Origin of the sequence: Bacillus sp. 491mf, assembly GCF_900112415.1 — a bacterium.
Lineage (GTDB): Bacteria > Bacillota > Bacilli > Bacillales > Bacillaceae_G > Bacillus_A.
In genome coordinates this window covers 155,457-169,930 of record NZ_FOLV01000007.1, presented here as the reverse complement: position 1 = coordinate 169,930, position 14,474 = coordinate 155,457, and the positions used below count along the sequence as shown (strand labels likewise).

General features: G+C 37.8%; 13 protein-coding genes. 3 read left to right on the top strand and 10 right to left on the bottom strand.

Annotated features, from left to right (window positions below):
• From safA to nadB, 4 genes are all read right to left on the bottom strand, one after another.
• A partial coding sequence (gene safA / locus BM211_RS09950) for a SafA/ExsA family spore coat assembly protein (protein WP_141771615.1) occupies nucleotides 1-626 on the bottom strand: 626 nt, incomplete at its 3' end.
• 229 nt (nucleotides 627-855) lie between these two features.
• Nucleotides 856-1,962 carry a quinolinate synthase NadA gene (gene nadA, locus BM211_RS09945; protein ID WP_035431494.1) on the bottom strand — a complete coding sequence of 369 codons (1,107 nt, stop codon included), beginning with the start codon at nucleotides 1,960-1,962 and terminating at the stop codon, nucleotides 856-858.
• A 25-nt stretch (nucleotides 1,963-1,987) separates the two neighbouring features.
• The gene (nadC, locus tag BM211_RS09940; RefSeq protein WP_035431496.1) at nucleotides 1,988-2,821 is read right to left on the bottom strand and encodes a carboxylating nicotinate-nucleotide diphosphorylase; all 834 of its coding nucleotides are present in this window, start codon (nucleotides 2,819-2,821) and stop codon (nucleotides 1,988-1,990) included.
• A gap of 15 nt (nucleotides 2,822-2,836) precedes the next feature.
• Nucleotides 2,837-4,363, bottom strand: a complete 1,527-nt coding sequence (nadB, locus tag BM211_RS09935) for an L-aspartate oxidase (RefSeq protein ID WP_035431500.1) — start codon at nucleotides 4,361-4,363, stop codon at nucleotides 2,837-2,839.
• 124 nt (nucleotides 4,364-4,487) lie between these two features.
• Here nadB and BM211_RS09930 point away from each other — a divergent pair, with 124 nt between their 5' ends.
• From BM211_RS09930 to BM211_RS09920, 3 genes are all read left to right on the top strand, one after another.
• Complete coding sequence (locus BM211_RS09930) at nucleotides 4,488-5,630, top strand: IscS subfamily cysteine desulfurase (RefSeq protein WP_090996712.1); 1,143 nt, start codon at nucleotides 4,488-4,490, stop codon at nucleotides 5,628-5,630.
• Nucleotides 5,627-6,172 carry a transcription repressor NadR gene (locus BM211_RS09925; protein ID WP_035431504.1) on the top strand — a complete coding sequence of 182 codons (546 nt, stop codon included), beginning with the start codon at nucleotides 5,627-5,629 and terminating at the stop codon, nucleotides 6,170-6,172. The genes BM211_RS09930 and BM211_RS09925 overlap by 4 nt, the downstream gene beginning before the upstream one ends.
• Before the next feature lie 87 nt (nucleotides 6,173-6,259).
• Nucleotides 6,260-6,907: an MOSC domain-containing protein gene (locus BM211_RS09920; RefSeq protein ID WP_035431506.1), complete on the top strand. Its 648-nt coding sequence runs from the start codon at nucleotides 6,260-6,262 to the stop codon at nucleotides 6,905-6,907.
• Between the two features lie 35 nt (nucleotides 6,908-6,942).
• On the opposite strand, the gene pheA is transcribed toward BM211_RS09920, so the two are convergent.
• From pheA to BM211_RS09890, 6 genes are all read right to left on the bottom strand, one after another.
• Complete coding sequence (pheA, locus tag BM211_RS09915) at nucleotides 6,943-7,797, bottom strand: prephenate dehydratase (RefSeq protein ID WP_035431507.1); 855 nt, start codon at nucleotides 7,795-7,797, stop codon at nucleotides 6,943-6,945.
• A gap of 97 nt (nucleotides 7,798-7,894) precedes the next feature.
• Nucleotides 7,895-9,805 (bottom strand): ABC transporter permease, encoded by a 1,911-nt coding sequence (locus tag BM211_RS09910; protein ID WP_035431508.1) that lies wholly within the window; start codon nucleotides 9,803-9,805, stop codon nucleotides 7,895-7,897.
• 47 nt (nucleotides 9,806-9,852) lie between these two features.
• The gene (locus tag BM211_RS09905) at nucleotides 9,853-11,766 is read right to left on the bottom strand and encodes an ABC transporter permease (protein ID WP_035431509.1); all 1,914 of its coding nucleotides are present in this window, start codon (nucleotides 11,764-11,766) and stop codon (nucleotides 9,853-9,855) included.
• Nucleotides 11,741-12,517 (bottom strand): ABC transporter ATP-binding protein, encoded by a 777-nt coding sequence (locus BM211_RS09900; protein ID WP_035431510.1) that lies wholly within the window; start codon nucleotides 12,515-12,517, stop codon nucleotides 11,741-11,743. Before BM211_RS09900 ends, BM211_RS09905 begins: the two co-directional genes overlap by 26 nt.
• A 93-nt stretch (nucleotides 12,518-12,610) precedes the next feature.
• Entirely contained in the window at nucleotides 12,611-13,693 is a 1,083-nt protein-coding gene (locus BM211_RS09895; protein ID WP_035431512.1) for a sensor histidine kinase, read from the bottom strand.
• The gene (locus BM211_RS09890) at nucleotides 13,683-14,390 is read right to left on the bottom strand and encodes a response regulator transcription factor (protein WP_035431513.1); all 708 of its coding nucleotides are present in this window, start codon (nucleotides 14,388-14,390) and stop codon (nucleotides 13,683-13,685) included. Before BM211_RS09890 ends, BM211_RS09895 begins: the two co-directional genes overlap by 11 nt.
• Nucleotides 14,391-14,474: the final 84 nt, after the last annotated feature.

Genomic DNA, 14,474 nt, shown 5'->3' with positions numbered 1-14,474 from the left:
TTCACTTGCGGAGCAATTAAATTACTCCCCTTTTTTATGATATCTGCAATTTTATATTCCTTCGCTGGTTTGACTGGTGGTTGCGGCGGCTGTGGTAAAATGTTTACGGAAAATTTCGTACTCTCTTTTTGTTTTTCCACTTTGCTAACAGTCGGTTGCTTTTCGACAATTGGTTTCTTTTCAATAATAGGTTGTTTTTCCACCGGCTTCTCTTTTTGTATCGGTTGCTCCTTTTGCACTTCTTTTTGTATAGGCTGCTCTTTTTGCACTTCCTTTTGCGGTTTTACTTGCATTTCCTTCTGGGGCATTTGCGCTGCTGGCTGTTCTGTAATTGGCCCAGCTTGCTGAGCCATTTCTTCCTCTTCTTCTATACCAAGAGGTTTCGGCGCTACTGGAAATTCCTTTTGCTGCACTTCTTTTACATATTCTTTTGGAGGGACTGAACCAGCACCTGGATTTTTTTTAATTGGAATACTGTTAGTTGGTACTTTAATTTTCATGCCAGGCATAATTAAGTCTGGATTACTGAGCTGTGTATTCACTTTTTTTAACGCTTCAAAATCTACCTCGTACTTTTTTGCAATTTTCCAAAGGGTATCCCCTTTTTGTACGATATGAATTTTCAATTTTTCCCCCTCCTGTATAACTTATCTATAATAAAGTGAAACTTCCATCAGTGGAGGTTTTCTTCCCCCACCTGTCTTATTCGCTTTTCTCGGAATCTTTAGGTGTGGTCTTACTGTCCATGACTAGCGGGATAAAAACGAATATAAACACAATGATTTCTTCACCACAATGTATGCTCATAAAAGTAAAATTATGTACAAAAGAAAAAGCAACGGAAATCCGTTGCTTTTATACGCGCTCTAACATTCTGTTTAATGCAAGTATCGCGAATTCCGTTACCTTTTTATCTACCTCAATTACATTTACACGTTCTCCGTTTAAGATTGTTTCTAGTGCCCATAATAAATGTGGTAAATCGATACGATTCATCGTTAAGCATGGACACATAAATGGATTGAGTGAAATAATTTCTTTATCTGGGTGCTGCTGAATAATCCGATTAACTAAGTTCATTTCTGTACCGATTGCCCACTTGCTTCCAGACGGAGCCTTTTCAATCATATCAATAATATATTTTGTTGAGCCTGCATAGTCAGAAGCAGCAACAACTTCATAGCAACATTCCGGATGAACAATAATATTCATATCCGGATGATTTCTCCTTACACTTTCAATATTTTTCACAGTAAAATTTTGATGGACCGAACAATGTCCTTTCCATAAAATAACTTGCACATCTTCCATATTCCCGTCATATTCTAATGAATCTGTGTGCGGATCCCAAATTGCCATGTTTTCTAATGGTATACCAAGATCATATGCTGTATTACGCCCTAAATGCTGATCTGGTAAAAATAAAATCCGCTCTTTTTGTGTAAATGCCCATTTTACCATCTCTTTCGCATTAGAAGATGTAACTGTCGCGCCGTCATTTCGGCCGCAAAATGCTTTAATTGCAGCAGTTGAATTTACATAAGTTAATGGAAGTATTGTATCTCCAAATAGTTGCTGCAATTCTTTCCAAGCTCGCTCTGTTTGTTCAATATCGGCCATATCAGCCATCGAACAACCAGCTCGCATATCAGGAAGAATAACAATTTGTTCATCTGTTGTTAGCATATCAGCTGTTTCTGCCATAAAATGAACACCGCAAAATACAATATACTTTGCCTCTTTATTACGCGCTGCCACTTGTGCAAGCTGCAAAGAATCTCCTGCCCAGTCTGAAAATTGAACGACCTCATCTTTTTGGTAATGATGCCCTGGAATGAAAAGCTTTCCCCCTAACTTTTTTTTAATTTCACGCACACGCTCTTCCATCTCTTCGATTGACATTGTTCCATAACGCTCTGGTAGCATCGTTTCAATCGGCTTTACTGTTTCTAAAATATTCATCAATGAAGTCCCCCTCTTCTCCCAATCACACTTCAATATTGAAACTAATATCCAACGCTTTTACAGAATGCGTTAACAATCCTAACGAAATGTAATCCACACCCGTTTGGCCATAATCCGCTACATTTTCCATCGTAATTCCGCCCGAAGCCTCTGTAACAATTGCACTTGGAACGAGCTTACAATATTCACGTACTTCTTCTGGTGTACGGTTATCAAACATAATAATGTCTGCTTTGGCAGAAACTGCTTCTAATACTTGTTCTTCCGTCTCTGTTTCTACTTCTACTTTCACCATATGTCCTAGCTGCTCTTTCACCGCTGTTACCGCCTTTGTAATCGACCCAGCAAATGCAATATGATTATCTTTAATCATGACACCGTCGTATAATCCAAAACGATGATTATAACCGTCGCCGCATACAACGGCATATTTATCAAACATACGAAGCCCTGGCATCGTTTTTCTCGTATCACAAATGCGTGTATGACTGCTCCCTAGTGCAGTAACTGCTTTTCTTGTCATCGTCGCTACGCCGCTCATACGCTGAATAACATTTAACACAACACGCTCAGCTGTTAATAAAGAAGCTATCGGCCCTTGTACAGTAGCAAGGATATCTCCGTTTGTTACCATGTCCCCGTCTTTTTTATGAAGTGTTACTTCAATTCGATGATCTAATAACAAAAAACCTTCCTTAATTACATCAGCTCCTGCAAACACACCTGTATCTTTAACAAGCAATGTTCCCTTTGCTTGCAGATCGTTTGGAAAAATAAGCTGCGACGTTACGTCTCGCTCCCCAATATCTTCTAGAAAAAATTGTTTCAATGCCTCTTTTACTTTTAACGCATTCATAGTACCCCTCTTTTCTTATGCGAATTGCAATATATTCTTTCTCATCACAATTTCATGCATCTTATTACTACGATTTGGGAAATCACTGCGATAATGACCGCCGATACTCTCTTTTCTTTGCCGTGCAGCTTTTGTTAGTAACTGACAAACTGTTAACATATTGATAATTGTTATATCTTCATTTGTGAGATTTCCATATGGAAACAGTTTGTTATATGTCCCATACCGCTCTAACCATTGCTTCGCATACAATAAGCCTTCTTCTGTGCGGACAATTCCAACGTATTTCATCATCATCTCTTGTATTTCTTCTTTGTTTGGTAATTGTATTTGTTGTAAATTACCCTTCACTATTTCATTAGTACCCACGATTCGCGGTCTACTATTTTCTAAAATGTGTTCTCCGACACGTTCCCCAAAAACAAGACCTTCTAATAATGAATTACTCGCAAGGCGATTCGCACCATGTACACCATTACATGCAACTTCGCCAACTGCATATAAACGTTTAATTGACGTTTCCCCATCACAATTTGTTTTTACACCGCCCATATGAAAATGAGCGCCTGGTACAACTGGAATATATTGATCCTGAATAGCTACGCCATGTTTTTCACATAAAGAAGCGACCGTTGGAAATCGCTTTTCAAAATTTGCAATAGATGATATATCTAAATGCACCGTTTCACCTGCTAACATTTGTTCATGAATGGCACGCGCCACCACATCACGAGGTGCAAGGTCTTGTTGTTCATGAACATTTGTCATAAAGCGCTCTCCTTTTCCATTCCGAAGAATCGCTCCTTCTCCGCGCACCGCTTCTGAGACAAGGCCGCAGCCAGCACCATTTACGTACAACATTGTTGGATGGAACTGTACAAATTCTAAATCGACAAGCTCTCCCCCGGCTCGGTACACCATCGCTAAACCATCGCCTGTAACAGTACAATCATTAGAAGTAAATGCATACAGTCCTCCAATACCACCTGTTGCCAATACGACACTCTGCGCGTAATACTTTTGTATATTCCCTTCACTATCACGTGCTACAGCGCCGTGACAAGTTTGATTTTCTATTATCAAATCCAGGACCATTTCTTGTTCAACAACCGTCACGTATGGAAGTACTTGCTCTGCAAGATGCGCTAATAAGTTTTTTCCAGTTGCATCCCCGCCCGTATGTAAAATACGTCTTTTTCGATGCGCCCCTTCTTTTCCAAGGTGAAGCCCTCGTTCATCGCCGTCAAAGTACATCCCATTATCTAATAATGTTTGCATTTCTCGCGGTCCATGCTCTACTAAATAGCGAACCGCTTCCGTATTGTTATAATGGCAGCCCGCTGCAAGTGTATCTTCATAGTGGTTATCTGGATGATCAGATGAAGATACTGCTGCTGCAATCCCGCCTTGTGCTAAATTTGTATTGTTGTTTCGCCTTGTTTTTTTTGTGATAATTATCACATTCTTTTCGTGGCAAATGGTTTGTGCAACGCGCAGCGCCGCAACCCCGCTCCCGATAATTAAGACATCTGCATTTGGCATTTTCATTGCCCCCTACTTTACACTTTTCAATTGTCTTGACACCTATATTTACATATAATTAAAATAATAACAAGAACTTTTTAGAAAACGATATGAAAATCTTATACAGAAAGGGCTATGCTCTATGATATACATGGACTATGCTGCAACAACACCTATGAGTAAAGAAGCGCTAGAGACATACACAAAAGCCGCTGAACGTTATTTTGGAAATGAGCAAAGCTTACATGATATTGGCGGGTCCTCCGCCTCTTTGTTACAATCTTGCCGCCAAACATTGGCTGCGATGATCGGCGGGAAAGAACGAGGCATTTTTTTTACAAGCGGCGGATCTGAATCGAACTATCTTGCCATTCAATCATTATTAAATACCCAGAGCGGCAAGCATATTATTACAACACCTATGGAACATGCATCAATCCGAAATTATTTTCGTCTACTTCAAAAGCAAGGCTATGAAATTACTGAAATTCCAGTGGATTGCTTTGGCATGATTCAACTTGACGAACTCGAGCGTGCGATTACGGCGCAAACCGTTCTTGCAAGCATTCAACACGGAAACTCTGAAATCGGCACACTGCAACCAATTGCTGAAATTGGAGCCATTCTCAAAAAACATAACGTCTTATTTCATACCGATTGCGTACAAACATTTGGAAAAATACCGATTCATGTAGAAGAAATGAATATTGATAGCCTTTCTGTTTCAGCGCATAAAATTTACGGGCCAAAAGGAGTCGGCGCATGCTATATTAACCCGCAAGTACGCTTTGGAGAAGTATTTCCAGGAACCACTCATGAAAGAGGATTTCGCCCTGGCACCGTAAATGTCCCAGGCATTGCTTCGTTTATTACGGCAGCGCAGCACATGCTACAGAACCAACAAGAGGAAATAGGACGTTTACAAAAATTACGAACATACTTCATGAAGCAATTGCAAGCTCTTTCACCTGAAATACAAATTGAAGGTCATTCTACTTCTTGTTTACCGCACATCATTGGGGTTACAATAAAAGGAATAGAAGGTCAGTATACGATGCTAGAATGCAATCGCCATGGCATTGCGATTTCAACAGGAAGTGCTTGTCAAATCGGAAAACAAGAGCCTTCTAAAACGATGCTTGCGATTGGCAAAGAACATGATGAAGCGAAACAATATGTCCGTTTTTCATTCGGACAGCAAACAAAAGCAGAACACATCGATGCAGCTGTTCATGCAATTGCAGAAGTTAGAAATCAATTCAATAGAGGTGTTAATAGAAAATGAATCAAAATGACCAAAAAAAAATTTTAGGTGAGGAAAGAAGACAGCTCATTTTAGAATGGCTCCTCGCTGCAAATAAACCATTATCCGGCAGTGAATTAGCAAAGAAAACAAACGTAAGTCGTCAAGTTATCGTACAAGATATTTCTTTATTAAAAGCACGAAACGAACCGATTATTGCAACGGCACAAGGATATTTATATTTAAAAAGGGCAGAAAAACAACATACTACATTCGAGCGTATTATCGTTTCCAATCATCAGCCATCACAAGTACGCCAAGAACTTACAATACTTGTTGACCATGGAGTTACCATTAAAGATGTAAAAGTAGAACATCCAGTGTACGGAGATTTAACTGCTTTAATTCTAGTAAGTAACCGATTTGAACTTGAACAGTATTTAAAAAAGATTGAAGAAACAAAAGCGGCTTATTTATCTCAGCTTACAGATGGGATTCATTTACATACAATCGAAGCAGATTCGCTTGAAAAGTTAAATGCTGCCTGCGCGGCATTGGACCGAGCTGGGTTTCTTGTTCATTAAAAAACGCACAGAGAATTTTACTTTCTCTGTGCGTTTTTTATTTTTATCATGCTACAATGGAGAAAATGATGGGAAAGGAGATAATATATGGGGATTGAACTCATTCACTTTAGCATTGGGAAACCAAAAACAATGCAATATGCAGAGAATAAAGAAATGACAAGCGGCATATGTAAACAGCTTGTGGAAGATGCTTTTTTATCAACAGATGGATTTCGAGGAGACGGTGTTGCTGACTTACGCTTTCACGGCGGGCCTGATCGTGCCGTTTGTGTTTATCCTTATGAACATTATGATTTGTGGGAAAACGAGTTTCATATATCACTTCCTTCATCTGCATTCGGAGAGAATGTAACAGTTACACATATGCTAGAACAAGATGTTTGTATTGGCGACATTTATCAGCTCGGCGATGCAATTGTTCAAGTGACGCAAGGAAGAATACCGTGCAGTACAATTTCGAAACGACTCGGTATTTCTGGCATTTTACCTCGTATTGTTGAAACTGGCTTTACAGGATATTTATGCCGCGTTCTACAAGAAGGGATGGTTCGTAAAGACTCACAAATTACGTTACTCGAACGTCATCCGCACCAAGTTTCCATTCTATTTGCGAACGAGATCTATTTCCGAGGTCAAAAAGATGTAGAGGGCATGGAAAAGATTATTGCCGTTCCTGAACTCGCCGAAGAGTGGCGAAAATCATTAATGACACGAATTGAAAAATTAACATAAAGAATCCCAATGCATACGCTACTTGGGATTCTTTTTTATACCCAATAAGAAGAATAACTCCCGAGTAATGTAACCGAAAAACCAAGTGCTTCTAATTCCATTTTCACTCCCGGAAGCAGAACATCATCATACTCTTTTTCGACATCAATTAAGAAAAAATAATTACCAAGCCCTGTTTTCATTGGACGAGACTCAATTTTAGAAAGGTTTAATTTCCTCCATGCAAATGCGGATAACACTTGATATAATGCCCCTGCATAGTCTGAAGGTAACGTTATCATAAGCGTTGTTTTCGCCTTGTGCTTCTCTCCATTTTTCGGTAATTCCACACGATCGCTCTTATGTAACACGAGAAAACGTGTATGATTATTTTTATGCGTATGAATATCACGCTGAACAATCGATAATCCATACTTTTCTGCCGCAGCCTCATTAGCAATTGCCGCAATTTTTTCTTTTGGGTGTTCCATCACAAACTGTGCAGCGGCACTCGTTGATGTCATATCCCGAACGGTCACACCTTTTAATTCCTGGTTTAAAAATTTATGGCACTGCGCAATCGCATGTGGATGAGAATGCACCGCATATACATCTTGCCAATTTTGTGCGTGCTGCGGATGAACGAGCAAATGTTGCTGGACAGGTACTGTAATTTCACCAACAATCGGCAGCATTTGCTCATGTACAAGATAATCAATCGTAATATTTACCGAGCCTTCAATCGCATTTTCAAGCGGGACAACTGCAAAATCGACAACACCATTTGCTGCTGCATCTATACAATCTGGAATGGTTCGGTACGGTACATGTTCAGCCTCAGGAAAGAAGCGACTCACCGCCATATTTGTAAATGTTGCTTCTGGTCCTAAATAGCCAACTCGAATCGTCATATCGTCCCCTCTTTTTCGTTTTCTTACTGTTATATCATAAACACTTCTATTCTTCTACTTGTTTTTCGAAAATTACAACAAAAAAGACTAGCAAAAGCTAGCCGATCTGTTTCATGTATTCTTTTTGTGCAAAGAAGAAATAGAGCGCACATGCGATAAGATAAATAGCAATTACTTCTAAAACGCCCCAAGGTGCTTTCATAGAAAAGGCCTTTTGGCACGTATGTAAAGCAACTGCACTATGTACACTTCCTAATAGAACCGGAAAAAAGAATAGAATCCCTAATTGCCAACGTGAAATCTTATTTATTTCTTGCTTTGTCATTCCGAGTTTCAAAAGAGTTTGATATTGCAAGCGGTCATATTCAATATTATGAAACCACTTAAAATAAACTGTACTACAAGACGCTAGAAAAAAGAGGACACTAATGAACGAACCGACAAATAATACTAGATTCCCTCCGTCTTTCATCATCTTATAATTGTACACATTATTACGAGTTACTGACTCTTTCCCTTTTAAAATGCGAGATTGTAATTCCTCACCTAATCTTCCTGTATTGTCCCAATCTCTTACTTCATACCCATTGTATACATATTTTTCATGATTCGGAACTTGACGAGAAAGCTTCTGAAAATCTTGATTGTGCATAACGAAGAATCTTCCGCTCCGCTGACTTGTATCGCTATTAAATGCATTCCCTTCATATGCTCCGTTATATGTAAAGCGATATGTTTCTTCGAGTACTTTAAAATTTATATACTTCTTAGGATCTTTAGGGAGAAGATCATACTCACTATAATAAATAAATGTCACTGTCCCCTCTTTCGGATGAATCTGCTGCTTCGACTGTCTTTTCGCTTCTCTATTATATTCATCTTCTCCAATCACAGTTGCATAAGATTCTTTACCAGAATCTAATTGAAATATTGCTGGGAGACCGACAAATGTTGCATAACGAAAATCATTGACACCGTGCTTACGCAATATCTTTTCAACCGTTTCTTTCTCCATTATTTCCCTAGAGTCAATCCCTTTTTCAACATAGGAAAAAGCATGCGGCTGTTCATACCGAAATAGTTCTCTCATGTTTGAAAAAAACAAATAAACAGAGCCTGTCGCCGTTACTACTATCGTTGTTAGCATAGATAAAATAAAGAAAAAGCGCCGATTATCTTTCACTGTATGTAACAACTGATTAATAACGAATAAATGCGGATAACGATACATGAAACCCTTTCTATTTTTAATTCCTTGTAATACTTGAATTAGGCCATGTGTACATACAAAATACGTACCAACTGTCGTTAAAATAGAAACAGGTATAAAATAAAGAGCAATGTTCATCATCGTCACTTTTGTTGTTAACCCATAACCGATACTTATACAGATGAAACCGAGCCAACAAAGCCACTTCTTACTTCTTGTTTCTTTTTTTCCTTCTTGCATTTCTTTTAATAGATGAATAACTTCTATTTTCCATATGCGCAGCGCACTAAAAATGGCTAAAAGAATAAATACAGCACCATATGTCATAATCGTTATCACAATAACCTTCGAGCTGAGCACAAACGGCAATGCAGTCTGCATATTAAGCAATAAACTAAAAATCATAAAAAATAGCTTTAAAAATAACGTCCCAATCCCAATTCCGAAAAAGCTCGCAAGGAGCCCCACTACCATTTGCTCCATGATCATCATCCAAATGAGATTTACTTTCGTAGCTCCCATTAATATGAATAGCCCCAATTCTTTTTTTCGAGACTGTATAAAGATCGAACTAGAATACAGAATAAATAAAATCGAAAACGCAATTACAATTACATCACACGTAATTAGGCCCCCTTGTAAACCTTTATACAGCTCACTCACTTTCAACTGAGGATGCAAAATAATAGATGTATACATAAAAAAAGCAAAAACTGAGAAACAGCTACTTAAGAAAAATATTTTGTAGTTGTGCCAATTCCCTCTAACATTTTGAAAAGTAAGTTGATAAAACTTCACCTTTCTCCCCCCTAAAACCCGTTACATATGTAAAAAGCTAGGAAGTCCTAGCTTTTTACGTGCTTTAAATATCCTCTTTGTGCAATCGCAAAATATAATGCGGATGCTAATACGTATGCTGTAATAATAACCGCTCCTGATTTCCATAAGTCTAGATACAACATGTTTCCTAGTGTATATAATGCAAATCCACTATGCAAAACACCTATCAAAATCGGAATAAAGAAAATAGCTCCCATTTGCCGAACTGCAATTTTACGAATCTCTTGATCGGTCATACCAATTCGTTTTAAAGAATGAAATTGAATACGGTCTTGTTCTTTATCATTAAACCACTTAAAGTATGTCATGCTGCAAGCGAAGAAGAAGAACAATATTGTTATGAAGAAACCAATAAACATCGTAATCGCACCATTTTCTTTCACATTTTGATAAACAAGAATTGCATTATCAAAATTTTCTTTTTTATCATCGGCGATGTGACCTTTTAATTCCTTCACGAGAGCCTCCGTATCTTTCCAGTTCTGAATATAATAGCCGTAATACATCATCTTTTCTGCATCTGGGACGGCAGCTGCATACTTGGCGTAGTCTTGTTCATTTACAACAAATAAATTACCAGTATTAAATAACGCTTTTGTATACGGCTTATTTAACTTCAGCTCATACGATTGATTTTGTACTTTAAATGTAAAAGGCTTCGCTGCATCAAATTTCATGAGTTCATTCATCATATCCAACACAACCATTGTGCCAGTTCCCGGTTTATTATGAATCTCCTGTTCCTGTTGCTTTCGTGCTTCTGCATTAAATTCTTGCTCAGAGATAATTCTTATATCAAACTCTCGGTCTTCATTCATCCATTTTATATGAAACGTTCCTGGTATTTCTTTTAAGGTTACTTTTCGTGCCTGTTCAAAATTATGTTTTTTAAGTAGTGATTGCAATGTTTCTTCTTTCACCACTTCATGAGAGTTTACCCCTTTTTCTTGAATGGAAATAGCATGCGGAGTATGATCAACTACTTTCCCACTCATATCCTCAAAGAAGACGTATAACGTCCCCATTGCCGATGCAACAATTGCTGTGATGATCGAAACAACAAATAGAAAACGTGCGTTATCTTTCATCTTATAAACGAGATTACTAATAACGAACAAATTCGGTTGCTTATAAAAAAGCGACTTTCTCTTTTGTAATGCTTTTAATAAGACAACACTTCCTTGCGTGAATAAAAAATAGGTTCCGATAATCGTTAAACCAACGATTGGAAGGAAGTACACCGTAAGGTTCATAAACGTTACTCGGAAGCAAAGAACGTAAGCAACGATAATACTTAGTAATCCGACTAAAAATAACCATGTAAACGAAAACGGCTCGACTCTTTGTTTTCTTGCATCGCGAAGTAAATCAATAATTTGCAGCCGCCATATCGTCCATAATCCAAATAATGATAAGACGAAAAAGAGAATCAAATATACACCGGCAGTAATTGCGATTGCTTTTCCATTCCATACAAATGGCAATGCTTTTTCAATTCCTAATACAGCACTGACTGCTTTAAAAAAGAGTGGTAAACCAAGCATACCGAAAGCAATTCCAATGACAATTGAAATACAGCCAAGAATCATTTGCTCTAGCATGATCATTCTTCCTAACTGTCCTTTTGTCGCACCAATTAAAGTGAATAGTCCTAGTTCTTTTTTACGAGCCCGTAAAAAGATGGAGTTCGAATATAAAATAAATAACGCAGAAAATAAAACGACAATATAATTACATGTCTCTAACCCTTTTTCAACGCGCATTTTCTGACTAATGTTACCACCAACGACATCTGGATGATAAATAAACGAAGCATACATAAAGAACACAAAAATCGATAAACAGCTACTAATTAAAAACGCTTTATAATTACGCCAATTTCCTTTGACATTATTAAACGCGAGCTGGCGAAAGTTCATGGTACTCTCCCCCTAACATCGCAAGTACGTCTAATATTTCTTGGAAGAAGGCTTGCTTTGTTTCTCCTTTATGGATCTCTGAAAAAATTTCCCCATCACGAATAAATAAAATACGTTCACAATAGCTTGCCGCAACAGGATCATGCGTTACCATAGCAATCGTCACTTTCTTCTTTTCATGAAGTTCCTGCAGAGCACCCATTAATGATTTTGCTGATTTAGAGTCTAAGTTTCCTGTCGGTTCATCAGCTAAAATTAAAGTCGGCTGATGAATAATCGCCCGCGCTGCTGCTGCACGCTGCTGCTGACCACCCGATACTTCGTACACTTTTTTATGTAAAATTTCTTCTATGTTTAGAAACTTTGCAATTTCTAATACTTTCGCATCAATTTCTTTCACAGGACGATTTGCCATTACTAGTGGCAATATGATATTTTCCTTAATGGATAACGTATCAAGCAAGTTGAAATCTTGGAAAATAAATCCTAAATGTGTACGACGAAACGCCGCAAGTTTAGCAGCACGCATTTGACTAATCTCTTCACCGTTCATATAAACGTGACCTGATGTCGGCTTATCAATGGTTGCTAATAAATTGAGAAGCGTTGTTTTTCCGCTTCCTGATGGCCCCATAATGCCGACAAATTCACCCTCTTCAATTTTAAAGTTAATATTATTCAACGCTGTCGTTGTTACCGATCCTTTTGATTGATACACCTTTGTCAAACCTTTTACTTCAAGAACGCTCATTTCGAATCCCCCTATATGTTTTCTTCTTACTCTTACTATAGAAAAAACGAGGGAAAGTAACGAGTGATTTCCCTTACAAAACGGTTTGTTATCTTACAATTTTGTCATTTTCCGCATCATTTGATGATATCCTTTATCTTTTGAAAATTGGAACGTAAATGTTGTTCCTTCCGTCTCTATTGATTGTACAGAAATCCCATGGCTAAGATGATCACAAATTTGCTTTGTAATGTATAACCCCATCCCTGTTGCTTCTCTCGTTTTCCGTCCATTGACACCTGTAAAAAACGGTTCAAAAATTCGCTTTATATCTTGCTTCGGAATCCCTATTCCATTATCACGAATATGTAATGTAATAACATTCTCTGTTTCTTCTATTTGAAATATAATTTCTTTTTTCTCTTTCTCTGTAATCCTTGTATACTTCAAGGCATTCATCACAATTTGATTCATTGCAATACTAAGCCATTTTTGATCCGAAGCTACCATGTACTGTTCTTTCTCAAATAGAACCTTCGGATATACAGCATACTGAATGAATGTTTTTTTATGTTGATTAATACTGTCACGAACAATATCTACCACATTGACTTCTTCTATTTTATAATCTTTTCCGAACTGTTCGAGTCGTGCCATATGAAGCGCTAAATCTAATCCCTGTAATATACGATTATTTTCTTCACGAATACTTTCAATCGTATCTCTTGCTTCGCGGTGCGTTTGTCCAAGTTTTTGCAGCAATAGTTCAATGACAGATACAGGCGTTTTCATTTGGTGAATCCATTGGTTCATAAAGATCGTTTGTTGTTCTCCTTTCGCCTGTTGTTCATGCATTTCATTCATATATTGTTGCCTTAAGAGCGAAAAAGCTTCCACAATTACTTCTTGTTCGTATGAATAGGACGAACTGACAGATAAAGAATGATGTAACTCCTGTCCCTCTGCAATATAATGTTCTACCTTTTGTAAAAAAGCTCGTCGTTTCTGGTAATCATGCATCAGAAAAATAGCAAACACGACGACTGATAATAAAAATCCATATAGCCATGTACTCCAATTTATAGATTGTTTCTGTAAAAAAGCTTGCAGCTGTAAGACAAGACCGAATAGGATCATACTCATTATGTAAGAAATAAGTAAGGCGATGCGGTCCATCACATATTTTTTAAGATTCATGTTCGTTCACCCAATTCGTTAAGAGCGCATATCCATAGCTCCGCTTCGTAACAATGGCATCTTTAATTCCTATATCTTCTAACTTTTTACGGACACGCTTTACATTTACAGTTAATGTATTATCATCAACAAAAGCAATCTCATCCCATAATGCTTCTAACAACTCTTCTCTCGTTACATATTGATCCGCTTGCTTCATTAAGCATTCTAATAAATAGTATTCATTTTTTGTAAGCTCCACCTGCTTCCCTCGCCATTCTGCCATATGCTGCGCTGGAAATAAAAGCAACCCATTCACACCAAAGTAGTCACTTTCTGCCGCTGATGCATATTCACCATACACGCGGCGCAATGCACTTTTCACTTTTGCCATAACAATATCTAAATGAAACGGCTTTGTAATGTAATCATCACCACCATTTTCAATCGCCATTACTTGATCCATCTCTCCTGTACGTGCAGATACAAAAATAATCGGCGCATTGGAAACAGTACGAATTTGACGGCACCAATAGAACCCATCAAAATATGGTAGATTAATATCAAGTAAAACTAAATGCGGGCTCACTTTTGCAAATTCATCTTTTATATGCTGAAAATCTTGTACACGAAATGATTGATAACCGTATTTGTCAAGGTGCCCTTCTAAAATATCACCAATTTTCAAGTCGTCTTCTACAATCATTATTTTATACATATCATTCTCACTCCCTTTTAAAAAGTGCATGTAAATGCCGTTTCTATCTGTCCTACATCTACCCTTTTCCATTATAATGGCAAA